Genomic DNA, 25,956 nt, shown 5'->3' on the forward strand with positions numbered 1-25,956 from the left:
TGAATTCAACGAAAGTGTTTTTATTTTATTCCCACTAATTGGGGTCAGTTCAAGTTGCCGACAGTCTTTTTTTAGTTATTTTGATTCTTGTGTTGACGTATTCACTATTTCATCTATATCTTTCGCGGATTGATTTAAGATCATTTGACTTAAATAATCATTATTAATACGTTTTAATTTCGGATAACGGAAAACAAAGAATCCTAATCCTATAATCGCCCATACACCTAATGCTATATATGAAGGTGTTGATAATGCCGCTGGTGAACCGGGTACTAATAATAACAATAAGAAAATAAATGATACGATTGAGCCTAAAATCGCAAAGGTCTTGTATATTGGACCATACGTATTGCTCGCTTTATTATAGCTAAATAATTTAGCCGCAGATAAACATGTAATAAAATAAGCAATTGACACGCCAGTCGATGACATATCAACAATCCACGTCAATGCCGTACGTCCTAACCATGGTGCAATTAACGTAATAGCTACTAGAAAGATAATAGCTACATATGGCGTCTTGTATCGACGGTGTAATTTACTAAATACTGTAGGCATGATACCTGAGCGCCCCATTGAAAAGAGCAAGCGACTAGAACTCATTAAAAAGCCATTCAATCCAGTAAAAATTCCCATGATAATAGCAATTGCTAAGATTGCTAAACCTATGTGACCGAACGCCTCACGTGTCACCGCACCTGTTAACCATAAATTACCATTTACGCTACTTGCATTCGTACTCAACCAACCTGTAAACAAGAGCATTACGACATAAGTTAACGCCGAAGCTAATAAACTATACACAATTAGTTTAAATGTTTTGTTAGGTGAAAAATCAAATTCTTCTGCAGTTTGTGGAATATTGTCAAAACCAACATAAGCCCACGGAGCAACTGCTACAATCATTATAATCGACGTAAACCATCCTTCTGACTTATTAGCCAGTGGCTGTAAATTGTCTAACGAAAAATTACTACCAAAAAATGAGCCGAAAAATAATAATAATACAGTTATTACTAATGCCACACAAAAATAATATTGTAACGAGCCTGACACGCTAGCTCCTTTAATTGCAATGCCCATAAATACTAATAATAATACAGATGCGATTATTATTTCAGTAATATAAACATCCCAACCTGCAATGGTATACAATTTACCTACTTCTAATACGCCAGGCATTAAAAATTTAATTAATAAGCTAAATGCTGTGGCATTTAACGCAACCACACATATGTAACCAAATGTGAGGAACCATGATGAAAAGAAACTCACATAACGTCCAAAACCTAAAAAACTAAATGCAAATGCTCCACCAGATACCGGAAAACGTTCCACTAACGCTCCATAACTGACGGCGATTAAAATCATCAACAGCGCACCTATAGTAATACCGATAGCCGCTGCTATAGGGCCAGACTGACCAATCCAGTCTCCAGGGAGTATAAATGCTCCCCAGCCAATACATGAGCCATATGCAATCGCCCATACAAATTTTTCAGAGAGATTTTGTTTCAAATCTCCCCTATCTATTTCTACATTTTTTCTACTCATTTAAAAAACTCACCTCATGGAGTGTATTATACCCATAAGACGAGCTTTTTTAACATAAAAAATTATAATTTAATTGTTGCAATGACTAACATTAACCAGCCCGCGATAAATAACAAACCACCAATAGGTGTAATAGCGCCTAGAATTTTAATTTGAGTTAACGCTAAAATATAAAGTGAACCACTGAAAAATACAATGCCTAAGAATATTAACCAGCCTGCCCAGTTTACATTAATTGAAGTTGTACCACTTAATATACCTAAAACTAATAAGCCTAGACCATGGTACATTTGGTATGTTGTAGCTTTTTCCCATACAGACATATATTTATCAGAGAGTTTTCCCTCTAAACCATGTGCGCCAAATGCACCTGTACCTACTGCCATCAAAGCATTCAAGGCACCTAAAATAATAAACACTTTCATCATTTTGCTCTCCATCCTTTTCTATTAAAAATCAAAAATAGACTCACCATTACCAATTTCATCATCCGTAGTTAATCTATTACTGTCCAAACTTGTTGGGCTAGCTTTGTGTTGTTGCATTGACTGTGACACTTTACCACCCATAGCTTTAATTTCCGCTGCAGATACTTGGTTTTTTGACTGATCACTTGGTATCTGTGTGGAGACACTAGAACTCACTTCAGATGCTAATGGATAAGACGTAGTATGTTGCTTAGTTGATGTTGTATATAACGAAGTCAAAGTATGAATTGCATACATATGCTTTTCAAACTCTGTTTCGTTACTTGCCTCTTCAGCTTGTAGTAATTCATTTTCAATAAGTTGAATCATTTTATCTTTATTCATCATTATCACTCACCTTCACACCAACGAATTGGTTGAATACCTTTAGATTTTAAATAAGCATTGGCTGTCGAATATGGTTTAGAACCAAAGAAACCTCTATACGCAGAAAGCGGACTCGGATGAGGCGCTTTAATGACTTTATGTTTCGAGGTATCAATAAATTTCACTTTTTCTTGTGCAGGCTTTCCCCAGAGAATAAAGACCACATTGGAACACTGTGCTGATACTGTTTGAATAATCTCATTCGTAAATAGCTCCCAACCAATATTTCTATGTGAATGTGCTTCACCAGCACGTACTGTCAATACAGTGTTTAATAATAAGACACCTTCTTTTGCCCAGTCTTGCAAGTGTGGTGACGTACGCTCACACCCTATATCATCTGCCAGTTCCTTGTACATATTTCTTAATGATGGTGGAAACTTAGCATTAGGCTGTACAGAAAAAGCTAAACCATGTGCTTGATTGGGTCCATGATAAGGATCCTGTCCTAAGATAACTACCTTCACTTTATCCAATGGTGTTAAATCAAATGCTTGATATATATTTTCACGCTCTGGATAAACCGTTTGCGTCGAATATTCTTGTTCTAAAAAATCATGCATAGCCTTAAAGTCATGACGTGTTGTAATATCATGAAATACCTCTGACCATTCCATACTGTTCACCTCACGCATCATCATAACATATAGCAAAAAGTTACGTTACTACAATAATACCATCATACACTATGATGAGTAAGCAATGAAATAACGGTAAGTACACAAATTCAACAATTTTGCGAACCTCTCCACTTTGTTAACTTTCACAAAGAAATAGTTAACTATATTAATTGCATTACTTCTTCTCATTCGTTTATGCTAAGGACAAATGCTATCTTCATCAAGGAGTGATTCATATGTGTACAGGTTTTTCGTTATTCACTAACAAACAACATCATTACTTAGCAAGAACTATGGATTTTGCGTTTGAATTTAATAGTGTACCTATAGCCGTTCCTAGAAATTATCATTACCAATTTGATTTAGAGGAAGCGACTAAACTCAACTATGGTTTTATCGGTACGGGGGTTAAAGTAGGACGTTATCGTTTCGGCGATGGTATAAATGAACATGGACTTAGTGTCTCTAATCATTATTTTACAGGAGAAGCGAGTTACGCTACGGAGAAAGAACAAGGCTTTATTAACCTAGCCCCTGAAGAATTTATCGTCTGGGTATTAGGATTCGTTAAAGATATTGCCGACTTAAAATATAAAGCCGCTCGTCTCAATATTATGAACATTAAAAATCCAGCATTAGATGTAGTACCTCCATTACATTTCCTTATTACAGATCGACATGGCTACACTGTTGCAGTCGAACCCCATGATGGCAAATTAATTGTCAAAGACAATTACGTCAATGTACTAACAAATGCACCTAATTTAGAGTGGCACATTGAAAATTTACGTAACTATCCTTTTTTAACACCAACAAAACATCAACCCAAAGTAACGGGAAAAGTGTTAATTCGACCAATGGGCGTAGAGGGTGGCACAGCCGGACTACCTGGTGGCTATACATCTACTGAACGTTTTGTCCGTGCCTCATACTTACGTAATAATTTAGAAGATGCACAAGATGAAACTACGAATATTACAAATTGCTTTAAAGTGTTAGATGCTGTAAGTATTCCTCGTGGTGCTGTAATCGATGCACAGGAAACGCATTACACACAATATCAATTAGTGTTAGATAGTAAGACCAAAACATATTATATTAAACCTTATTATAATAATACTTTATTCCAAATCACGTTAACTGAAGCTCTGCTTTCTGCTGCTGATTTAACATATTTCCCTCTCGAAAATACTTTTTCAACAGTCTCACTAAATGACAATGACTAGGTGTCAAAATGACATCTAGTTTGTTGCCGGAGTTTAAGTATTAGTATTTTGCATATTTGCTAAACATGATATGATATAGATAAATTATTTTTGGGAGTGAACAATTTATAATGGCACTAAAAAAAACGTTAACAATTGCAGGTTCTGACACAAGTGCCGGAGCTGGTATGCAAGCTGATTTAAAAACTTTTCAAGAATTACAAACGTATGGCATAGTTGCTTTAACTTCTATCGTTACTATGGATAAGGCCACTTGGTCACATGACGTAACACCAATCCCATTTGACGTCTTTGAAAAACAACTAGAAACTGCCATTTCAATTGGACCTGACGCTGTAAAAACAGGTATGTTAGGCACGGAAGAAATCATTAAGCGTGCTGGTGAAGCTTATGTACAATCTGGTGCAGATTACTTTGTAGTTGATCCAGTAATGGTATGTAAGGGTGAAGATGAAGTACTTAACCCGGGAAATACAGATGCTATGATTGAATACCTATTACCTAAGGCAACTGTTGTAACACCTAACTTATTTGAAGCAGGACAGTTATCACAATTAGGCAAATTAACGTCTATAGCCGACATGAAAAAAGCAGCACAAATCATTCATGACCAAGGTGCACAACACGTTATCATTAAAGGTGGAAAAGCCTTAGATCAAGATAAATCATATGATTTATACTATGATGGCGAGCAGTATTATCAACTCACAACCCCTATGTTCCAACAAAGTTACAATCACGGTGCAGGATGTACATTTGCTGCCGCAACAACAGCTTACCTAGCAAATGGTAAATCACCAAAAGAAGCAGTAATCGCTGCAAAAGCATTTGTTGCTTCCGCTATTAAAAACGGTTGGAAAATGAATCAATTTGTCGGTCCAGTCGATCACGGTGCACATAACCGTGTCGAACATATCGATGTAGAAGTAACAGAAGTATAATTCATCGTCATAAAATAACTAAATAACATACACATGAATATCTCTGACTAAAAAACATCAATTTCTATTGTAAGATATAGTAATTGATGTTTTCTTTAGTTTTATGAAAATTTGTTGATTGCTGAACTACTGCCCTTCCTATATTCAATGTCATTAAGACAAACACAAGTTCTTGTTTAACTTTTATGTTTTCGAAGATCCTTATATTTGATTAACCAAATATAAATTGTACCGATTTTGAAACGTGCTGACGCCCGGGGAAATAGTATGCGTGAGAGACTACAGGCTCGAGCCATACCCCAGGCAAGCATGCACGGTCAAAATCGATTGTTTTTTAATAACAAAGTACATGTTGTATCGATTTTGTATCATGTTGATGCCCGAGGAAATAGTACGAGTGAGAGACTACAGGCTCGAACCATCCCCCTAGTCAAGCATGCACAGTCAAAATCGAATATTTAAAATGGACATTTATATCCTAATCTCATCTTAAATCACTGTTCACTATGCAACTTAACAACCCACTCCTCTTAACTTACATAATAATAAAGTCGTAGGATAAGTTAATACACAAGACTCATGCATGCGGTTATACCCTGTAATATAATAAAATTGTAGCGAACAAAGGAGGTAAGTTTCATTAGTAATCTACAAGTTAGGTTAACTAACGCTAGTATCCCAATTGTACAAAAACGCTACAAACACATTAAAACAATAGAACATAAACTTTACATTTTAAACTTAGACGATAGTCGTAGTATAAATTGATACCCTAGCCCCATGAAAATCAAATCATATTACGATACCATATTAAGTGTAGAGAGCAAAGGAGGTATTACATCATGATTATTTATAGACAAGCTTTTGACAATGGTAATCCAATTTATGAAATTATTACTAAAACCTTCAAAACCATTACAGTAAAATGTGATGAACATTTTAGTAATAATGAATTATACAAATTACTCTCTCTACTAGAGCACGATGTTGATAACATGAAACTAAGTTATTAACACTTCACACCTTAGAACAACAAAATACTGTACCAAGACTTAAAAGATTGAACATAAAATTACTCCCCAAAAAGTATGAATAAAGTCGTATTTAAAGTACTTGCTAAGCTGTCCCCTTACGCATGATACTTTTAGACACACAACCCTAAAAACTCACTTTTAAGCGGCGATAAAGCAGTTAGATTAAAGATTGTCCCCTTTAATAACCTGGAGAGCACCTCGAGGTTTACTAACTCAATCGTCGCTTTTAGTATGTAAAAAAGGGAGTGGGACAGAAATCTGATTTTGAAAAAATGATTTCGTCGTCCCACCCCGACAAGGATGACTAGCGTTGAAAAAAGCTTGGTTTAAAGCGCATTTTCAATGCAGTCAGCTACTGCCAATATTAAAAGAGGTTGGAACAAATCAATATTGTCCCAACCTCTTTTAATAATGCCGAAAATAAATTATACTCGTTTATCTTTCGTCCACCACAATGCTTTATCCGGATTTTCAACAAAATAATCATAATCTTCTTGATTGTCGACATTTGGATACGAACCTTTAAGTGATTTATGTGATGTACTAACATGTAATAAACCTACAACTAAAATCCCCACAATACTCATCGCCATTAAATAGTATGCTGGTGATAATGGATCGCCCGTTTTCGCTACTAAAGAAGATGCGATTAATGGCGTCGTACCACCAAATAACGAAACAGAGACGTTAAATGTTACAGCTAATGTACGATAACGAATATGTGTGTAGAACATTGTCGGTAATGAACCAGGCATCGTTGCTTCATATGTTGATAGGAAAAATCCTAAAATGAACACACCGATCACAATAAATGCAATATGTTCTAATTGCATTAGTGAGAATGCAAATACACTTGTCAATGTTAACCCGATTAACCCAATTAAAAAGACCTTTTTCTCTCCAACTTTATCAGCTAATCGTCCAAACATTAAAGCTAACGGTATCATAAATGCCATTACTAGTGTGATAATGACTGATACTGTTCCACTCTCCATTTTAATTGTACCTTGCAAATACGATGGTAAATATGACGTTACCATGTAATTTGTACAGTTGAAGAATGCCACTGCCACAAAGCAGACAATAATATCTTTATAGTAATAACGTATAATCGTATAGAAACGAATGGTGTCACGTTTTGGTTGTTTTTGAATGTCATTTTCATATACTGGTGATTCTTCTAGTTTTCTAAGTAAATAGAAACCAAAAATACCGAAGAATAATCCTAAGATAAATGGAATTCTCCAACCCCATGTTGCCATTTGCTCATCATTTAACGCATAAAATAAAATTGCTGTAATTACTGAAGCACAAATGTACCCTGATAATGTCCCAACTTCTAGGCCACTACCTAAAGTATTTCGCTTTTTATCTGGAGAAGATTCAGCTACATACACCATTGCACCTGCATATTCTCCACCGGTTGAGAATCCTTGCAAAATACGAGCAACTAATAATAATATCGGTGCACAAATTCCAATTTGATCATATGTAGGTAGTATACCTATTAACAATGTAGAAAATGCCATCATGATAATAGTTGTTGTTAATACTACTTTACGTCCGTACTTATCACCAATGATACCAAAGATAATGCCTCCTACTGGTCTCAGTAAGAACGCAATAGCGAAGGTTGCAAAAGTGAAAATTAATTTTAATTGGTCATTTTCAACTGAGCTGAAAAAGTTTTGACTAATGATGACTGCCAAGTAGGAATAAAGACCAAAATCAAACCATTCCATAGCATTGCCAAGGCCAGTAGCAAAAACAGTTTTTTTTCGCTTTCTTGGCATCGACCATGTTTATTTCGTTTTTATCAAAATCCATTGAACATGTCACTCCTTTAACATGTTATAACATTATATGTAGTTAAAATTTTTTGTCAAATTTTAACAAAATTATTTATTTAATTTTTAATAATCATACAATAGTCAGTTTTTTAGCATTTGTAATAATTATTTTTAAAATTAAGAAACGCATAACTTTATAGTTCATCGTTTTTAGTTAAGATTACTTTCTTTACCCCATTAAAGGTATTCGAAACTATAATACAGGAGTGTGACAAGTTACTAATGGTAATTTGTTCATTAATCTCAATAGGTTCAACGTATTTTATTTTAAAACTTTGCCAAGCTATTTTACGCTCAGCAATTACTAGTTCTACAACTAATTGTCCAGGTACAATATGTTGATGAATAGGATTAGGGTCGTTAACTAATATCAAATACTGTTGTAACATTTCCTCAGAAACTTGCATTTATAGACCCCCATTCTATGAACTGTTGTGTTATAGATATACACAATAAATTATATTCATAAATTTCTAACACAAACGTATATTTCGTATATTTTTTTAGCTGTTTTACATTTTTACATACTAATTTTGCTTTATACTTTCTATTACACTTTAATTTATAATATTGTGTTACTTCAGTACTGACAAGCGCAATACTGTATGCTTTAAATTGTTGAAATATCTTAAAGTCTTGCCACAAGCGAGCACACAATAACGGGGGTACTTCATCTATATCACACTGTTTCACATTAACTAAGGCTTTATAGTCTGTAACAAGTTGTGTGGAAAAGTAAATAGTTTGCCATTCACTACCAACGTTCGAAAAGTATTGCATTGCCCATGCCACCTCCGATACCCATCGTAGCAATAGATTTACGCGCTGCCGTCATATAGAATAAGCGCGTCACAAGTGCAGCACCACTGGCGCCATACGGGTGACCGATTGCAATGGCTCCTCCATATTTATTTAACTGTTGCGGTGTAATATGTAACTGTTGTTGACTTGCAATTACTTGAGAAGCAAAGGCTTCGTTTAATTCTATGGCATCAATATCTTCTATAGTTAATTGTTGACGCTCCAATAATTGTTGCACTGCTGGGAATGGTCCAATACCCAACAGTTGAGGGTCGACCCCAGTTGTACGACCATCAACAAAACGTAAGCCGGTAGTATAACCGTAACGTTGTGCAGTTTTCGCCTCCATAATCAACAGCATGACTGCCCCATCATTTTTCATACAACAATTACCAACTGTAACAGTACCATCAGGCAATATTGAACGTAAGCGTGATAATTTTTTCAATGTTAATTTAGGCTTGATGCTTTCATCTAGTGCAACCTCTGCTCCTTTAACTGTTAAAGGAATTATTTCCTGGGACATAACCCCTTGTTGATGCGCTAATAGAGATTTTCTATGACTCTCATGGGCATATTTGTCTTGTGCTTCTCGCGACACATGATAAGTACGTGCCACATTTTCTGCTGCTTGAATCATAGATGGGTCTTGACCCTCTGGTGCAAAAGCAGCACGTTCATAAAATTCAGGTAATTTTGTATCATAGACGGATTGTGGTCTTTTAATTTTCCACGGTGCCCGACTTGTACTTTCGACACCACCAGCAATATAAATTTCGCCTGCGCCAGCTTGAATCATTCTACATGCATGCATGATTGCCTCCAAACCAGAACCACATTGTCTATCAAGCGTGACCCCTGGTATCGAGTGCGCTAATCCTGCTTCTAGCAATGATTTTCGTGAAATGTTACCACCATTTCCAACAACATTACCTAAAATAATATCATCCACACCGGCCAAACTATCAGAGTGTTGTAATTTAAAGTGATCATATAAAGTCATCAATAAATCTTCCGGCTCAAGGTGCTTCAAAACACCGCCATATTTACCAAATGGTGTACGCTTAGCTGCTACTATAACTGGTTGTTTCATCCCTTAAACTCTCCTTTTAAATAACGTTCCTTCATATGTGCACGTGCTATTTTACCGCTATGGGTATATGTCATTTTAGGTACTTTTACTACTTTAGAAGGCACTTGATAACGTGCCAAATGTGTAATCAAATGACTTTTCATTGCTGTATATGAGATTTCACTTGATCCGGTATAAAGTAAAATAGCCAGTTCACCTAATTGTGCATGCGGACGACTAATAATCACAGCTTCTTCAATATCTGGATGTAACACTACTGCTTTTTCAATTTCCATAGGATAAACATTTTTGCCTCCGATAATCAGGCGATCATTTTCTCTACCATGTAAAAATAAATATTGATGAGTATCTAAATGAGCATAATCACCAATAGTAATCCACTCTTTAGTAGGTGTGCTTGCATCGACATAACCATTAAAGACCATGTCGCTGTTTACATACAACAAACCTATGCCCTCATTATCAGGTTCGACAATCTGGACTTTTACATTTGGAAATACTTTGCCAACGGATTGTGCTGGCGCACTATTATCAATGTTATAACTAATAAAACTAGCCTCTGAAGAACCAAAAAATTCTATCAGTGTTGCCTGACTAAATAATTGCTGAATGCGTGTTCTCAACGCAATATGTAATTTGTCACCTGTACTAAAAATATAGTGCAGGTATGGTATATGTGCGTAGTAATTAACTAATTGTTGGAGCATCGTTGGCACTCCCATAAATGCGAAAGTACCATCGTTCTGTTGCATGTTCCGTATACACTGTTGTGCTTCGAAGTGTTGTTGCCCAATAAATGTTCTACCAGTATATAAGGCAAACACACACGCATATAATGATAGTGAATGCGCAAGCGGTCCTGGAGCTACAATAACTTCAATGGGGTGAACCATTAATGCCTCATTTTGTTTATACGATGCAATCCAAGAGTTTTCACCACGATAATAAGCTTTAGGGATACCTGTCGTTCCTGAAGTAAATCCAATATGTAATAAATCAGTCACCTGTTGTACATGGTTATATTTGTGTTTTTCTGTTAATACGCCATCATCGTTAAGTTGATAATTAATATGATAATGTGCACAAATCTCTCTTAATTTGGCATCAGGCCATCTAAAATCACATACACACGGAACGCCACCCTTTAGTAATACCGCAAAATAGGCAATCATAGTAGCTAATGGATTCGTCATCGTCAAGGCAACACGTTGCCCATCGCTAATACTATCTAACATATCCGCTTGTTCTTTGATAGCGTGACACAGTTCCTCATACGTGACACAGTTAGCATCAAATATCAAAGCTTTTTTGTCAGGTTGAGTTTGTGCGAAATACTGTATATTGCTCCAAACTTTCATCTCTTCACCTTCACCCCTTTGTTAACCTATATATTTTATATATTAACATTTATAAGCTAACAACGTATATGGCATTACAGTAGTAACCTTAACCCAATTTATCCTATAAAAATAGCTAACATACCTTTTAAAATGGTAAAGATATGTTAGCTCAAATCGTTTATCAACTCTCATGTGGTGAACAATCCCACTTCTCCTTCAACAATAAACAATCTTATTATTTAGGGAAGCGCGAAAATACTGTGACAATATAACATTGTCTCCACGTTTGAAATTTATCGAAGATAGAAAAAAGTCTGAAACAGCTTACTGTTCCAGACTTTTTATTATTACTATTATTCTAAATTAGCGTGGTTCTGTTGCATTGTTTCTTCATCAACGTTTATCTCAGTCATTAAATCTAAAACAATACTATCTAAAAACACTTGTGATGCTTGTTCAAATAAGCTACCTAGAGGTTGTGCTGAACCTTCAGCATCATATTTCGTTCCCGCCGGTAATTCAATCACTGCATTTGCAAGTTCACCAATCTTTGACGTTGGATTTGTTGACAATAATACAACTTCTGCACCTACAGCTTTAGCTTTATCTGCTAATAATCTTAAATGCTCTGTCGAACCTGAGCCAGAAAGGATAACAAGCAAATCTTTTTCGGTAATGGAAGGTGTAGTGGACTCACCAACTACATGTGCCCCCTTCCCAAGCTGATTCAATCTCATCGCAAAACTATTTGCTACAAAACCCGAACGTCCTTTTCCAGATACAAAAACTTGCTCTGCTTTAATAATTTGCTTTAAAAACGTTTCGGCTTCACTGTCTTTCACATGTGATAATGTGTTGTCTATTTCATCTAGTATTAAACGATAATTTGTGATTTCTGTCATCATTATTTTCCTTCAATCGCAGCTCTACATTGTTTAGCAGCTTCTACAGGGTCATCAGCATTTGCAATGCCGCCACCAACAATAATTAAATCAGGATTTTCTGAAACAATATCTTTAATTGTATCTGGTTTAATACCACCTGCAACTGCTACTTTAGAATTACTAATTACAGATTTAACTTTACGTAAACTTTCTAAAGGAGATTGACCTTCAGCTTGTAAGTCATAACCAGTATGAACAGCGATATAATCTGCGCCTAAATCATCTAAATCTTTCGCACGTTTTTCTAAATCTTGTACTGCAATCATATCTACTAATAATTGTTTGCCATGTTTATGTGCTTCATCAACTGCTGCTTTAATTGATGCATCTTCTGCAACACCAAGGATGGTTACAACATCTGCGCCAAATTTAACTGCTTGGCTTACTTCGTAATCGGCAGCATCCATAATTTTTAAATCTGCTAAAACTTTAACGCCGTCAACATTGTCATTTAAATGCTGTACAGATGGTAAACCTTCATTGATTACTATTGGTGTACCAATTTCTACAATATCAACATAGTCTTTTACTTTATTAGCTAACTCTGCTGCTTCTTCTTTGTTTAATAAATCAATTGCTAATTGTAATTCCAATAATCTCATCCTTTCAATATTTCATCATATCTTAATGCTACTAAAATACACTTCAATATGCATAAAAACTGCTTATATTTCGTACATTACATCTCTACCCTGAGAAAACATGATTAAAACGATATGTTAATTAAAAAGGTGCTGCCTCATCGTCTACATATATTTCCACATTGGGATGTGCATGTAATATAGTTGCTGGCACATCTTTATTTACTTCTTTTTGTGCTAATTTTGTTATAGCTGCTTGTTTTTTCTCTCCAAATGCTAATAAAATAATCCGCTTCGCCTTTAAAATTGATGCTAATCCCATCGACACTGCTTGTTTTGGTACTTCAGCTTCATGTTCAAAATAGCGACTATTTGCCTGAATGGTACTTTCTGTTAAATCTACAATGTGTGTTGGGCTATTAAGATCAGTGCCTGGTTCATTAAAGCCAATATGACCATTTTCTCCAATGCCTAATATTTGAATATCAACCGGCCCTAACTCATCTATAAGTTGTTCGTAGCGCTTAGCTTCTTGATCTAAATCATCAGCATCGCCTCTTGGAATATAAGTTTGTGTTGTAGTAAAGTAAGGATATTGATTAAATAATATATCATTCATATAATAATGATAACTTTGTGGATGGTTTGAAGTTAAACCGACATATTCATCTAAATTGAACGTTATAACATCACTCACATCAAGTTGATTTTTATGCAATAACTCTACTAAAAATCGATACACGTCAACCATCGTCCCGCCAGTAGCTAGGCCTAACTTACTATGCTTATCACCGTTCATCTGCTTAAATAATTCACACGCTACATAAAAAGATGCATAAGACTGCGAACCTAAATTAGTTATTTTCACAAAACTTCCCCCTCTATAAACTTTTCGATACTTTTATTTAAATGTATACTGTTGGCATCATTAACAGCAAATAACATTATCAACTCTTAGTTTATCATGGGGCTAGTTATTTAACCTAAAATCCTGTATCATTAATATTCAATTTATAAAATTAATTGAGCATAGTTATACATTTCTACCGCAGTTTTTAGTAGAATAGAAAAATAATAGTAATTAAATGTAGTTATTTTAATAAACTGGTATAGGATGTTTTTTCCTATTTAAAATATATTCTTATTCCGATTTTTAGTATTAGCATTCATGATATTAGTGAATGTTATGTTTAATCACTTAAATTACTAAACATCAAACAGGGAGTGAAGTTGTTGGAACTTATCGAACGAGAAAAAGTACAATCCATACTAACATCATATGCAAATAAGCCTGTTTATATCCATGTTGAGACTACAAATGGCGCGTATGCCAACCATTTTGATCAACGTGTTTTTAATGCAGGGACATTTTTAAGAAATATCAATATTACCTTTGAACATGCACAATTAAAAGGTGGCGACAAAGACCCATTTCGCGTTGGTTTAAAACTTACAAATAATGGATGGGTTTATGTACAAGGATTAACACATTACGAAATCAATGATAATGGAGAATTTCTAATTGCAGGTTTTAATTATGAAGGTCAACTTGCAGCTACATTAGAAATCAGCACACAACCATTTAATATTTAAAGGAGGACACCACATATGTCAGAAGAAAATCACGTACTGGTTGTCTTTCCACATCCAGACGATGAAACATTCTCATCAGCCGGAACACTTGCACGCTATATTGATAACGGCGTTCCCGTCACTTATGCATGCCTAACTTTAGGTCAGATGGGTCGTAACCTCGGGAATCCACCGTTCGCAACTAGAGAGTCGTTACCAGATATTCGCGAAAAAGAGCTAGAAGCAGCAATGGAAGCAATAGGCATCACAGATTTACGTAAAATGGGATTGCGTGATAAAACTGTCGAATTCGAACCAAATGATGAAATGGACGCTATGATAAAATCATTGATAGATGAATTAAAACCGTCAGTGATTATTTCATTTTATCCACAATTTGCAGTGCACCCTGACCATGAAGCCACTGCAGAAGCAGTCGTACGTACTGTCGGTCGTATGCCTAAAAATGAAAGACCAAGATTACAATTAGTAGCATTTAGCAATGATGCTCCCGAAAAATTAGGTGAGCCTGATATCTTAAATGAGATCAGTGATTATAAAGAGGTAAAACTACGCGCATTTGAAGCACACGCATCACAAACAGGTCCTTTCTTACAACAATTGGCCACACCGGAACTATCTGGTGAAGCAAAAGGCTTCTTAGAAGTTGAACCTTATTGGACTTATAACTTTGAATCTTAAGTGGAGGCAATAGCATGACTGAATTTGATTTATCTACAAGAGAAGGCAGATGGAAACACTTCGGTTCTGTCGACCCTATCGAAGGTACCAAACCAACAATTAAAGAAAAAATGAAAGACCTACAAAGTACACATAAAAATTTCTTGTTTGAAATAGAAGAAGTTGGCATTAAAAACTTGGTCTATCCTGTACTAATTGATCGTTTCCAAACTGCTGGTACATTTAGTTTTTCAACGAGTTTAAAACTAGATGAAAAAGGCATTAACATGAGTAGAATTTTAGAAAGTGTGGAAAAACATTACAATAATGGGATTGAGTTAGATTTCACTGCTTTATATCAAGTATTACAAAGCTTACAAAAAAGTATGAATCAAAACGATGCCGGTGTCGATGTGTCTGGTAAATGGTTCTTCGATCGCATTAGCCCAGTAACTAACATTAAAGCAGTCGGACATGCAGATGTTACTTATGGTTTAGCTATCGATAAACACTCCGTTACCAGAAAAGAATTAACTGTCGAAGCGGCAGTTACTACACTGTGCCCTTGTTCAAAAGAGATTAGTGAATATTCTGCACATAATCAACGTGGTATTGTTACGGTCAAAGCATATATGAATAAAGATAAAGAACTTATCGATGATTATAAAGAAAAAATCTTAGATGCTATGGAAGCAAATGCAAGTTCTATCCTTTATCCAATTTTAAAAAGACCTGACGAAAAAAGTGTCACTGAACGTGCCTACGAAAACCCTCGTTTTGTCGAAGATTTAATTCGTTTAATCGCTGCAGATTTAGTAGAATTAGACTGGATAGACGGTTTTGATATTGAATGTCGTAACGAAGAATCAATCCACCAACATGATGCTTTTGCTAAATTAAAATATCGTAAATAATTTCATATAAACATTTTAAGAGACTGGGACAAAATTGATTCGTCCCAGTCTCTTTTTGTATTAGCATTAAATTGCCCTTAAATTTTAGGTCTCCTAAGCGTTTATCTATAATATTGGCAGTCTTTTGTGCCAACTCCTGCGGGAATAGCACTTGCCGAAGACTACAGGCTAAGGCAGTGCCCGCGGAAAGCGTGCACAAAAACTGCCAACAAAGCCGGAAACTTGGTCAGTTTTAGCCATCCATGTCGAAGTAAGACAACGCAATCCATTTAATAAATTCAGATTTCTATCCCACCCCCATTTTGTTAATTTGTAAATAAAAGCATTATTTATTAATATTTTAACAATATCTAGATTATCAACATTTTATATAGTAAATATTTAGCTACTAAGAGTAAAAAAACTTTATTTCTATCTAGTCAAAAAAATATTACAATAATGGGCATATAGTAAATACTTATCTACTACTTAATACCTGTTAACCATCTTATTTTAAATTTATTTTCCACCTATTATACATACATTAAAGTGACACAATGTTCGATAACACACTATCATTTCAAACACAGAAATAACTCAGCTTAATTGATTTTTTATATAGCCGGAATTTATTAAAAATCCGACTCACTGACATTGTCACTTTATTCATTGGAGGTTTTATATTATGAATATTATTCATTACGAAGAAAAACGTACTTTAATAAAACGATTAATCAAGCAAGATTTAAATTTAACATTAGTTGAAATTGTTATATTAGATAAAATTGCGACAATTAATAAGCACAGCATCGAAGCAACTGAATTAAAACAAGCACTGTACAATAAAAACACACCCATTTCAACACAACTCAGTAACCTTATCGCTTTAGGTTTACTCAAGAAAGAACGTGATTTACACGATGAACGCCGCATACACTTATATGATATTCAATTAGCTAAAATCAACAACTTACTTTTACGGTTCAAAGAAATTGTTAACACTGTAATTATGACGCCACAATAAAAGCTACTTAAGTACGACGCCTTACGTAGACCGATGTAACTGTCTCTAACGCAAACATCATATTTAAGTAGCTAAGAAAAATGGTTTATTTTAAATGTTCATATGGACTATTTTGAGCAAATGAAACAATTTGATCTACGAACAATCTCGCACGTAATTGGAACTCTTCATTTGCTAAATAATATGTACCATCATCTAATTTTTTATAATCAGAGTCATGTGTAGCAATTTGAGTTGGTATCGCGATACCTAATAATGTACGGACGATCAAACGTAAATGAGATAGTGGTTCTGCACTGACAATTCCACCACTGTTACCAATTAAGCCAACTGGTTTCATTTTAAAATCATCCATAGTTAAATGATCTAACGCATTTTTTATAATACCAGAGTACGAACCGTGGTAGTTTGGTGTACCTAGCACAAAAAAGTCCGCTTCGCGTGCTTTAGTTTGTAGCTCTTGTAAATTTGCTTTGTAAGTTTCTAGAGGCGCTAACGCTCCTGAAACATCTAACTGATGTATAGGTTTATCAGCTAAATCAAAAATTTCTACTTCAAAATCATGCGTTTCAAAATGACCTTTCAAATATTTTGATAACGCTGTTGTATGAGAGCCAACTTTGGCACTTCCAACAATTATTAAACCTTTCATTTATGTCACCTCATAGTATTATTTGTTACATTCTGCAAGCAATTTCATGATGGCTTTGCCCACACCACTGTTTTCATTTGTTTCAGTGATATATTTAGATGCTGCTTTCACTTCTTCAGTACCATTTGACATTGCTACCGGATAACCAACACGTTCTAACATAGAAATATCATTGAGATTATCTCCTATCGCCATAACATTATCCATATCAATATGTAGTTTTTCGGCAATTGTAGCTAATGCAATTCCTTTTTGAGCATCCGCATGTGTGATTTCAATATTCCCTCTAGAAGAAGAAGAAACAGCTAGACTACCAGACTCGGCCAACTTAGCACTGACACGATCAATCTTCTCCAAATCGCTATCAAATGCTAATATCTTCATGACGATTTCTCCGGGAGTTTCTTTAATTTTATCGTAGTTTTCCACCACTTTTAACGTACCATTATCAATACGTTTTTGAATACCAGCTTTAATCTTTTCAACATCTGCTTGTTGACCTGCACGTTCTGCAATATCGATATAAATTTCTAAATCACGTTCTGGATTTTCCGTATAAATACCAATATTCGTATAGATTTGATAATAAATATCTTCACTGTTCAGTTCACCAGTAATTCTATCAATTAACTCACGGTTTAAATTTGAAGTACTACTAATATTGAAAGATTCATCCCTAACTTCTGCACCATTCAAACATATATATGGTACTTTTAAATCAGTTTGTGCAACGGGTGTACTCGCTTCATAAAAAGCTCTTCCTGTGGCAATAACTACTGTGATACCTAGTGATTGCGCATAATGAATCGCATTTATATTCTCCTCTGAAATCTCATGTGCCGCATTTAATAACGTCCCGTCCATATCTGTTGCAATTAAATTTATCATTATTAATGACCTCATTTCCTTCTTTTCTCAATCACACAAACACTATGAATTATTCTCATTTGCCACAAATTTGTAACACATTATATAGTTTAACAAATCTTTAGCTATTTGTATTATCCTCTGTTCGACTGATTTTTTTCTGTTTTCTAATGTTTTTAAAAAAACACGTTAACATTTCAGCACAACTTTGCTCTAATATACCAGATGTTACACTGGCACGATGATTAAATCGTGCTTCTTGTATTAAATCCATCAAGCTACCGCCACATCCACCCTTCGGATCTGGTGCGCCATACACAACATGTGGTATACGACTCATAACAATAGTCCCTGCACACATCACACAAGGTTCCAAAGTAACATACAATGTACAACCTTCTAAGCGCCAACTACCTATTACTTCAGCTGCCTTTTGAATTGCAATATGCTCTGCATGCGCTGTTGGGTCTTGCAAAGTTTCTCTCAAATTATGTGCTCTAGCGATAACTTCTTCATCTTTCACAATGATTGCACCAATCGGTACTTCTCCAATATTATTTGCTTTGCGTGCTTCTGCCAACGCAATTTCCATATAAAATTCATCTCTTGTCATGGGTCTTACTCCTCACATATGGTACAATACTTATTGTCTATTTTAACATTGGAGCGTTAATTATGAAAAACACATTTATAGCAATAGAGGGACCGATTGGTGTCGGTAAATCCTCATTAACACATAAACTCAGTTGTGAGTTCAATTTTTACGAAGAAAAAGAGATTGTCGATGAAAATCCTTTTTTATCAGAGTTCTATGAAGACATTTCAAAATGGAGCTTCCAAACCGAAATGTTTTTCTTATGTAATCGATATAAACAATTTCAAGACATTGCCCAAATTCAAAATGGTATTGTCAGCGATTATCATATCCACAAAAATAAAATATTTGCACATAACACACTTACACCTGTAGAGTTTGAAAAATTCTCCCGTATCTATGATATTTTAACTGAAGACTTACAAATGCCTAATATGATTATCTTTCTGGATGCCGACTTACGAGTGTTAAAGTCACGAATTGCACAACGCAATCGTAGCTTTGAGCATCAAATTTCAGATGACTATTTATTATCATTGAAACGAGATTATAATCAATATTACGATACGTTAAAAGCTGAAGGTGCGAATGTCATTAAAATTGATACGACCCATCTTGATTTTGTACAACACGCAGATGATTATGCTTATATATTAAATTTAGTGAAACCCATGATTGGAGGAAATGTACATGAATAATTACGGTATACCACAAGACGCAGTGATTACCATTGCGGGTACAGTAGGTGTAGGTAAATCAACGTTAACTAAAGCATTAGCCGAACGCTTAAACTTCCGTACTTCTTTTGAGAACGTAGAACATAACCCATATTTAGATAAGTTTTATCACGATTTTGAACGTTGGAGCTTTCATTTACAAATATATTTCTTAGCCGAACGTTTTAAAGAACAAAAACGTATGTTTGAATATGGTGGCGGCTTTATTCAAGATCGTTCTATTTATGAAGATGTCGATATTTTTGCGAAAATGCACGAAGAACAAGGAACTATGACTCCTGAAGATTTCCATACGTATTCTGAATTATTTAATGCTATGGTTATGACACCATACTTCCCAAAACCAGATGTCCTTATTTATTTAGAATGTGATTATAATGATGTCATTGAACGTATTAAACAACGTGGCCGTCAAATGGAAATTGACACAGATCCTGCATATTGGCAAAAACTATTCCAACGCTATGACAATTGGGTTAGCGAATTTAACGCTTGTCCAGTAGTCAGAGTTAACATCAATGAATATGACTTACATGATGACCCAGACTCCCTTGACGGTGTCATCAATAAAATCAAAACAGTTATTGATACTTATAGAAACGTAGATCAACGACAACATTAAATATTCAACCTAAAAAGAGGAGCTATGAGTAAACTCATGCCCCTCTTTTTTTATTCTAAATGATGTCGATGAATAATTTTTTCTATGTCTTCTTCAGCCACCACTGCACTATAATAATCATCAAGTGATGCAACTAAACCAAACGTATTCGCTTTTTCTTGATCATTTGTACCTATATAATGATTGCCTTCATTATCTTGATAATAGTCAAATATAGCCCCTTGATATCGTGCTTCTTGAAACAACTCATATAACTCATCTAACTTATCACGTTGCACATGTTTATAATACAGCGTATGTAATGTGTGTGTTGTAGTTTCTGCTTGAAATCCCTTTAGTTCGCTCGCTGCATCTTCTGTAACAAGCAACACTTCACTACCACTTATATCAACAACTTTATATGTTTCGCTTTGATATACAGCATACTTCCCATCAATCACGTCTCTCACCTCTGTTATAAAAAAGTCATAATATACGTTTCGTATATTATGACATATCTTAGAAAACTCTACTATTAATTTAATATATCTAACACTTGATTGGCAGTAGGTAAAATATAATCTGCTTCTGTAAACGTTTCTTTAATATCCACACCCGTTAATACTGCAACACTAAGCCCAAGTTGTGCATTTTTCCCAGTTTTAATATCATTAGCTGTATCACCGACGATCATAACATCACTTGAATCGACATCATAGTTATCAAATAATGGTTTTAGCACCTCTGGATTAGGTTTCTCTACTGCATTTGCTTCAGTTGAAATAACCACATCAAAGTATTTATGCATATTTGTATCAGTTAAAAATTGTTCGACACCTTTTTTCGTATCGCTAGTAACAATACCTAGTTTATAACCTTTCTGATGTAAAGCTTTGACTGTTTGATCGACACCTTCTACCCACACATTTTCAGGCACACGTTGATCAACTAATGTTTGACTTCGTTGTTGTGCCCATGATGAGACATCTTGACCTGCTAGGTTATCAAAGGCATTAATGATTTCATCTAACGAGCCAGACGCCATAACTGTACCTTGTTGAATTTCATTATTCACGATACCTAATCGCTTATAAGCCTCTGTCACATCACCTATAGCCGATTCATATTGTGTCATAAAGTCATCTACTAATTGGAGACCAATCTTCATCCAACTCCTATCAAAATGTATCAATGTGCCATCTTTATCAAATAAAATCCATTTCATAAGTGCCTACTCTCCCATACTTACATCCATTTTATTAAGTTCATACCAATTATGCCATGCTATAGCATAACTATTAGTATTATACTTTCTCATCATATCAAAAAATGATACTCAATTTAATTAAAAAAGAAGTAGCGCTGAAATCAATAGATTTTCATGCCCTACTTCACTGTACTATGTTACAATTTTAGTTAATTTTTGCGTCTAATAATATTAGTTATAACATAAAAAGTTTAATATTTAGGAACAACTACTCTCCAATTTTGTGGATCAGCTAATTGACCACTTTGAATGCCAACATAGTTGTCATAAAGTTTTTGCGTAACTGGACCTGTTTCATTATTATTAATAATAATTTCTTGTTCACCATACTTCAATTGGCCTACTGGTGAAATAACTGCCGCTGTACCTGTACCAAACACTTCAGTTAACTCACCTTGTTTATGAGATTCAATTAATTCCTCAACGGATACACGGCGTTCTTCTACTTCATAACCTAATTGTTTGGCTAGCTCAATTACCGATTTACGTGTAATACCTGGTAAAATACTGCCATTCAATTCTGGTGTTATAACTTTACCATTTTCGACAAAGAAGATATTCATACTGCCAACTTCTTCTACATATTTTTGTTCCACACCATCTAGCCATAACACTTGATCATAACCTAATTTAGAGGCATTCGTTTGCGCTAATAAACTCGCTGCATAGTTACCTGCTACTTTAGCATGGCCAACGCCACCACGAACTGCACGCACATATTCATCTTCTACATAAATTTTAGTTGGACTTAATGATTCACCACCATAATAAGAACCAGACGGCGATAAAATGATAAGTAATTTATAAGAGTAAGATGGACGTACTCCTAAAACACCTTCTGTAGCAAAGACATAAGGTCTTATGTATAATGATTGTCCTTCACCTTCTGGTACCCAATCACGTTCAATATCTACAAGTTGTTTTAATCCTTCTAACACTGTCTCTTCATCTACTTGGGGCATTTCTAATCTTGCTAAAGAGTGATTGATACGTTTAAAGTTTTCATCAGGTCTAAACAAGACAACTTCGCCATTATGTTTGTATGCCTTCAAACCTTCAAATACAGCTTGACCATAATGTATTGCTTGAGCGGCTGGAGAAATTTCAATTGGACCATACGGCACAATTTGTAAATTATGCCATCCTTTATCTAAATCATAGTCGTAGCTCAACATATAGTCAGTGAAATACTTTCCAAAACTTAAATCAGTTGGATCAGGTTTTTCTTTAAGATTTTCACGTTGCACAAATTCAATTTTTTCTGACATAGCGTATTCCTCCAGTATATTCGTAATTCATATGTATTATAAAGTATATCAATCCATATAGTCGCATTCAATAATTTTCAAAAAATTTAAACAAATTGACTAATAAGAAACAACGACCTTTGCGTTATAGAGGTCTAATCAATAGATTATCTACTCTACATATTATTTTAATTGGCTAATCAAGATAATTCTTACGAATAAAACTGCCACTCATATTTATTTTCAAATATATCTAAACTTTTAAAATAAGCTAATAACTATATTAAATGTGCCTATCTACTTGCGATACGTTAAATGATGTTTCAACATAAAATTACAAACAATATTCTTTTGCTTATTAATTTACTTGCTTATCATAGTTTGCTAAAAATCGTTGTAGTCTATCACATGCTTCTGCTATTTCTTGCATAGTACAAGCAAATGACAATCTAATATGTCCCTCACCAAATTGTGAAAATGATTTCCCTGGTACTACGGCTAGTTGCTCACTTTCTAAAAGCTCCGTACAAAATTCAAATGAATTTGGATTATATTGACTAATATCAGGAAAAATATAAAAAGCACCTTCTGGTTTTTCAACAGGTAAACCCATCTTTTGAATTCGACTATATATATAATTACGTCGTTCCACATACGCTTGACTCATTTTTTTAATATCTTCATCACCATGTTTCAATGCGCTGATTGCTCCATATTGACTTGGTGTAGCAACACATATTGAATTATATAAATGTACAGCTGTTACTTGCTCAATTAGATGGGGCGTAGAGAGTACATAACCTATTCTTGCACCCGTTAATGCATGGGATTTAGATAAGCCATTTATTACAAATAGTTGATTGCGAATTGCTGGAAATTCCATAAATGAGCGATGTTTCCGTTCATAAACATTTTCACTGTATATTTCATCGGTAATAATATAAATGCCTGTACCTTTTAGTACATTGACAATCGATGCTATTTCATCATAAGTCAGCGTCGTGCCTGTTGGATTTGTAGGATAATTAAAAATAACTGCTTTCGTCTTTTCAGTAATAGCTTGTTCAAGATTGTTCGCTGTAGGTTTAAAATTTGTAGTTGTGGTATCTACCAATTTAGTATCACAACCTGCTAATTTTATAATAGGTTCATAACCTAAATACGTAGGAGAAGGCAAAATCACTTCATCACCCGGATTTAATATTGTCCTCAATACGTCATCTATACCTTCAGAGCCCCCATTAGTCACGACAATTTCATTTTCAGGATTAAAATATGTTTGATGCCTGTTAAAAGTATATTCTGAAATAGTTTCTCTTAACTCCAACAGACCTTTGTTATGTGTGTAACGTAATTTGTTGTCTGTTATTGCCGCAATCATTGCTTCTTTAATATATTCAGGTGGGTCAAATCCTGATTGCCCTAAGGTTAAATCAATCGTATTTTCATATTGATCAACTTTATTTGCAAATTGACGGGTACCAGGTACTTCAATATCATAAATATATTGATTTAATGGCTTCATCGAAAAACCTCCTTTTATTTCACTCGGTACGCGTTGAATCAATACTATTCTTTTTCTTTGCTACGTTATTATCATAATACGATATACCTAGTAAAGTAAGTATGTTTAAAATAATCGCATAAATAATTGTTCCGGTTGAACTTGGACCAACAATAATTAAAGATAAAAAAACTGTAATAATACTAACTAGAATTGCCAAAAATGCTGCTCTACCAGTAATCCATTTGAAAAATATTCCTAACATAATTGGCATAAAAATAGCTCCTGTTAAAATAGCATAAGCGATATCGATTGCAACGAGCACTTCTTTAATCGACATTGCAATTACAATGGCAATAATAGCAAGGCACAAAGTCGTTATACGCGTTAATAATAAAAACATTTTGTCCTCGATATTTTTAAAGAAAAACGGCTTTAATAAATCATTGGCAATAATGGTAGCTGATGCGAGTAATGTTCCAGAAGCAGTAGACATAATAGCAGCTGCGAGTGCTGCAAATACAATGCCTAATAAACCGGGTTGTAATGTCTCAAATGCCATATGCATAAATACATTTTGTGTATTTTGAATATTAGGAAATAAAACATATGCACACATACCTATAATAACCATAACAATTGAATACAATGCACTATAAATACCTACTAATATACCAGAAGTTTTAGCGACTCTTTTGGTTTTACCTGTAAAGAAACGTTGCCATATATCTTGTCCTACCATGACTCCTAGTGTATAAGTTATAAAATAATTAAAAATTTCATTAAACCCAATATTCATAAAACTTAAATGAGAAGATGGCATTTCACTAAATAACGAATCAAAACCACCAACACTATGTACACTTACAGGAAGCATAATTAGAAACATCCCAACCGTCATCACCGTAAACTGAATGAAGTCGGTAATAGATAGTGTCCACATACCGCCAAGTATCGTATAAATAAATACTACACTACCGCCAACTAAGATAGACGTTGGCATATTCCAATGAAATATAACTGATATTAATGAGCCAATAGCGATTACTTGAGTAACACTTATCATTAAAGTATATATTGCTGTAACAAGGGCACCTATAATTCGTACTTTAGATCCAAATAATTTATACAATAACTCGCTTATAGTTATAACTTCCATGTTTAAAATTCTGTTTAAAAACAGTAATCCAAAAATTGTAATCCCGGCACCTAGTGCAAACACGAACCAAAAACCGGAAAAACCAATTTCATAACCTAGTTGAGATGAACCAATCGTAGAAGAGCCACCTAAAAATACAGCAGTCAAACAACCAAATAACATAAACACCCCAAGGTTACTATCTGCAAGCATGTATTTCTTTGAAGATTTAGCTTTAACTACACCTAACACACCAATTGATATCAGCAAGAAAAAATATATTACAAATATCAAAAAGTCTATATTCGACATAATTTACCAACTCTCTTTACTATAA

General features: G+C 34.6%; 28 protein-coding genes and 1 pseudogene. 9 read left to right on the forward strand and 20 right to left on the reverse strand.

Annotated features, from left to right (window positions below; translation table 11 throughout):
- Positions 1-75: 75 nt before the first annotated feature.
- The 4 genes from MUA37_RS11105 to MUA37_RS11120 all read right to left on the reverse strand — a co-directional run bounded on the left by MUA37_RS11105 (position 76) and on the right by MUA37_RS11120 (position 3,046).
- Entirely contained in the window at positions 76-1,557 is a 1,482-nt protein-coding gene (locus MUA37_RS11105) for an APC family permease (protein ID WP_021459205.1), read from the reverse strand.
- 62 nt (positions 1,558-1,619) lie between these two features.
- Positions 1,620-1,982: a DUF423 domain-containing protein gene (locus tag MUA37_RS11110; RefSeq protein WP_002510775.1), complete on the reverse strand. Its 363-nt coding sequence runs from the start codon at positions 1,980-1,982 to the stop codon at positions 1,620-1,622.
- A 24-nt stretch (positions 1,983-2,006) separates the two neighbouring features.
- Complete coding sequence (locus MUA37_RS11115; protein WP_002510774.1) at positions 2,007-2,369, reverse strand: DUF5327 family protein; 363 nt, start codon at positions 2,367-2,369, stop codon at positions 2,007-2,009.
- A 5-nt stretch (positions 2,370-2,374) separates the two neighbouring features.
- The gene (locus tag MUA37_RS11120; protein ID WP_262624595.1) at positions 2,375-3,046 is read right to left on the reverse strand and encodes a uracil-DNA glycosylase; all 672 of its coding nucleotides are present in this window, start codon (positions 3,044-3,046) and stop codon (positions 2,375-2,377) included.
- A gap of 221 nt (positions 3,047-3,267) precedes the next feature.
- Between MUA37_RS11120 and MUA37_RS11125 the strand changes: the two genes are divergently transcribed.
- The 3 genes from MUA37_RS11125 (at position 3,268) to vraX (ending at position 6,211) form a co-directional block, all read left to right on the forward strand.
- Positions 3,268-4,257: a choloylglycine hydrolase family protein gene (locus tag MUA37_RS11125; protein ID WP_103388022.1), complete on the forward strand. Its 990-nt coding sequence runs from the start codon at positions 3,268-3,270 to the stop codon at positions 4,255-4,257.
- Positions 4,258-4,367: 110 nt separating this feature from the next.
- Complete coding sequence (gene thiD / locus MUA37_RS11130; protein ID WP_021459209.1) at positions 4,368-5,198, forward strand: bifunctional hydroxymethylpyrimidine kinase/phosphomethylpyrimidine kinase; 831 nt, start codon at positions 4,368-4,370, stop codon at positions 5,196-5,198.
- Between the two features lie 842 nt (positions 5,199-6,040).
- Entirely contained in the window at positions 6,041-6,211 is a 171-nt protein-coding gene (gene vraX / locus MUA37_RS11135; protein ID WP_002510771.1) for a C1q-binding complement inhibitor VraX, read from the forward strand.
- A 446-nt stretch (positions 6,212-6,657) separates the two neighbouring features.
- On the opposite strand, the pseudogene MUA37_RS11140 reads toward vraX, so the two are convergent.
- From MUA37_RS11140 to nagB, 8 genes and pseudogenes are all read right to left on the reverse strand, one after another.
- A pseudogene (locus MUA37_RS11140) lies at positions 6,658-8,059 on the reverse strand (MFS transporter).
- 157 nt (positions 8,060-8,216) lie between these two features.
- On the reverse strand, positions 8,217-8,489 hold the full coding sequence (locus MUA37_RS11145; protein WP_002510769.1) for a hypothetical protein: 273 nt from the start codon (positions 8,487-8,489) through the stop codon (positions 8,217-8,219).
- A complete protein-coding gene (locus tag MUA37_RS11150) occupies positions 8,476-8,862 on the reverse strand; it encodes a hypothetical protein (protein WP_002510768.1) in 387 nt (128 codons plus the stop codon). Before MUA37_RS11150 ends, MUA37_RS11145 begins: the two co-directional genes overlap by 14 nt.
- Entirely contained in the window at positions 8,837-9,976 is a 1,140-nt protein-coding gene (locus MUA37_RS11155; protein WP_142019838.1) for a thiolase family protein, read from the reverse strand. The genes MUA37_RS11150 and MUA37_RS11155 overlap by 26 nt, the downstream gene beginning before the upstream one ends.
- The gene (locus tag MUA37_RS11160) at positions 9,973-11,334 is read right to left on the reverse strand and encodes an AMP-binding protein (protein ID WP_262624596.1); all 1,362 of its coding nucleotides are present in this window, start codon (positions 11,332-11,334) and stop codon (positions 9,973-9,975) included. Before MUA37_RS11160 ends, MUA37_RS11155 begins: the two co-directional genes overlap by 4 nt.
- Positions 11,335-11,669: 335 nt before the next feature.
- On the reverse strand, positions 11,670-12,218 hold the full coding sequence (gene hxlB, locus MUA37_RS11165; protein WP_002510765.1) for a 6-phospho-3-hexuloisomerase: 549 nt from the start codon (positions 12,216-12,218) through the stop codon (positions 11,670-11,672).
- Positions 12,219-12,220: 2 nt separating this feature from the next.
- Positions 12,221-12,853, reverse strand: a complete 633-nt coding sequence (gene hxlA / locus MUA37_RS11170) for a 3-hexulose-6-phosphate synthase (RefSeq protein WP_103388408.1) — start codon at positions 12,851-12,853, stop codon at positions 12,221-12,223.
- Positions 12,854-12,983: 130 nt separating this feature from the next.
- Positions 12,984-13,709, reverse strand: coding sequence for a glucosamine-6-phosphate deaminase (gene nagB, locus MUA37_RS11175; RefSeq protein ID WP_002509532.1), 726 nt, complete (start codon positions 13,707-13,709; stop codon positions 12,984-12,986).
- A gap of 365 nt (positions 13,710-14,074) precedes the next feature.
- Between nagB and MUA37_RS11180 the strand changes: the two genes are divergently transcribed.
- The 4 genes from MUA37_RS11180 (at position 14,075) to MUA37_RS11195 (ending at position 17,011) form a co-directional block, all read left to right on the forward strand.
- Positions 14,075-14,434 (forward strand): YojF family protein, encoded by a 360-nt coding sequence (locus tag MUA37_RS11180; protein WP_002509531.1) that lies wholly within the window; start codon positions 14,075-14,077, stop codon positions 14,432-14,434.
- Positions 14,435-14,449: 15 nt separating this feature from the next.
- Positions 14,450-15,115 carry a bacillithiol biosynthesis deacetylase BshB2 gene (gene bshB2 / locus MUA37_RS11185; protein ID WP_002509530.1) on the forward strand — a complete coding sequence of 222 codons (666 nt, stop codon included), beginning with the start codon at positions 14,450-14,452 and terminating at the stop codon, positions 15,113-15,115.
- A 14-nt stretch (positions 15,116-15,129) separates the two neighbouring features.
- Positions 15,130-16,008 carry a GTP cyclohydrolase FolE2 gene (folE2, locus tag MUA37_RS11190; RefSeq protein WP_002509529.1) on the forward strand — a complete coding sequence of 293 codons (879 nt, stop codon included), beginning with the start codon at positions 15,130-15,132 and terminating at the stop codon, positions 16,006-16,008.
- 664 nt (positions 16,009-16,672) lie between these two features.
- Positions 16,673-17,011, forward strand: coding sequence for a transcriptional regulator, SarA/Rot family (locus MUA37_RS11195; RefSeq protein ID WP_002509528.1), 339 nt, complete (start codon positions 16,673-16,675; stop codon positions 17,009-17,011).
- 85 nt (positions 17,012-17,096) lie between these two features.
- Here MUA37_RS11195 and MUA37_RS11200 read toward each other — a convergent pair whose 3' ends face one another.
- From MUA37_RS11200 to tadA, 3 genes are all read right to left on the reverse strand, one after another.
- Positions 17,097-17,663 carry an NADPH-dependent FMN reductase gene (locus MUA37_RS11200; protein WP_002509527.1) on the reverse strand — a complete coding sequence of 189 codons (567 nt, stop codon included), beginning with the start codon at positions 17,661-17,663 and terminating at the stop codon, positions 17,097-17,099.
- An 18-nt stretch (positions 17,664-17,681) separates the two neighbouring features.
- The gene (locus MUA37_RS11205; protein WP_002509526.1) at positions 17,682-18,551 is read right to left on the reverse strand and encodes a Cof-type HAD-IIB family hydrolase; all 870 of its coding nucleotides are present in this window, start codon (positions 18,549-18,551) and stop codon (positions 17,682-17,684) included.
- A gap of 100 nt (positions 18,552-18,651) precedes the next feature.
- Positions 18,652-19,143: a tRNA adenosine(34) deaminase TadA gene (tadA, locus tag MUA37_RS11210; protein ID WP_002509525.1), complete on the reverse strand. Its 492-nt coding sequence runs from the start codon at positions 19,141-19,143 to the stop codon at positions 18,652-18,654.
- Positions 19,144-19,205: 62 nt separating this feature from the next.
- On the opposite strand from tadA, the gene MUA37_RS11215 reads away from it, so the two are divergent.
- Complete coding sequence (locus tag MUA37_RS11215; protein WP_002509524.1) at positions 19,206-19,823, forward strand: deoxynucleoside kinase; 618 nt, start codon at positions 19,206-19,208, stop codon at positions 19,821-19,823.
- The gene (locus MUA37_RS11220) at positions 19,816-20,484 is read left to right on the forward strand and encodes a deoxynucleoside kinase (RefSeq protein WP_002509523.1); all 669 of its coding nucleotides are present in this window, start codon (positions 19,816-19,818) and stop codon (positions 20,482-20,484) included. Before MUA37_RS11215 ends, MUA37_RS11220 begins: the two co-directional genes overlap by 8 nt.
- 50 nt (positions 20,485-20,534) lie before the next feature.
- On the opposite strand, the gene MUA37_RS11225 is transcribed toward MUA37_RS11220, so the two are convergent.
- The 5 genes from MUA37_RS11225 to MUA37_RS11245 form a co-directional block, all read right to left on the reverse strand.
- Entirely contained in the window at positions 20,535-20,924 is a 390-nt protein-coding gene (locus MUA37_RS11225; RefSeq protein WP_002509522.1) for a hypothetical protein, read from the reverse strand.
- 74 nt (positions 20,925-20,998) lie between these two features.
- Positions 20,999-21,688 (reverse strand): HAD family hydrolase, encoded by a 690-nt coding sequence (locus MUA37_RS11230; RefSeq protein WP_142019840.1) that lies wholly within the window; start codon positions 21,686-21,688, stop codon positions 20,999-21,001.
- Positions 21,689-21,921: 233 nt separating this feature from the next.
- A complete protein-coding gene (locus MUA37_RS11235) occupies positions 21,922-22,998 on the reverse strand; it encodes a branched-chain amino acid aminotransferase (protein WP_021459102.1) in 1,077 nt (358 codons plus the stop codon).
- Between the two features lie 337 nt (positions 22,999-23,335).
- The gene (locus tag MUA37_RS11240) at positions 23,336-24,502 is read right to left on the reverse strand and encodes an aminotransferase class I/II-fold pyridoxal phosphate-dependent enzyme (RefSeq protein WP_021459101.1); all 1,167 of its coding nucleotides are present in this window, start codon (positions 24,500-24,502) and stop codon (positions 23,336-23,338) included.
- A 19-nt stretch (positions 24,503-24,521) separates the two neighbouring features.
- Positions 24,522-25,931, reverse strand: a complete 1,410-nt coding sequence (locus MUA37_RS11245; protein ID WP_262624597.1) for a sodium:solute symporter family protein — start codon at positions 25,929-25,931, stop codon at positions 24,522-24,524.
- Positions 25,932-25,956: the final 25 nt, after the last annotated feature.

The sequence above is a fragment of the Staphylococcus arlettae genome (genome assembly GCF_025560845.1).
GTDB lineage: Bacteria > Bacillota > Bacilli > Staphylococcales > Staphylococcaceae > Staphylococcus > Staphylococcus arlettae.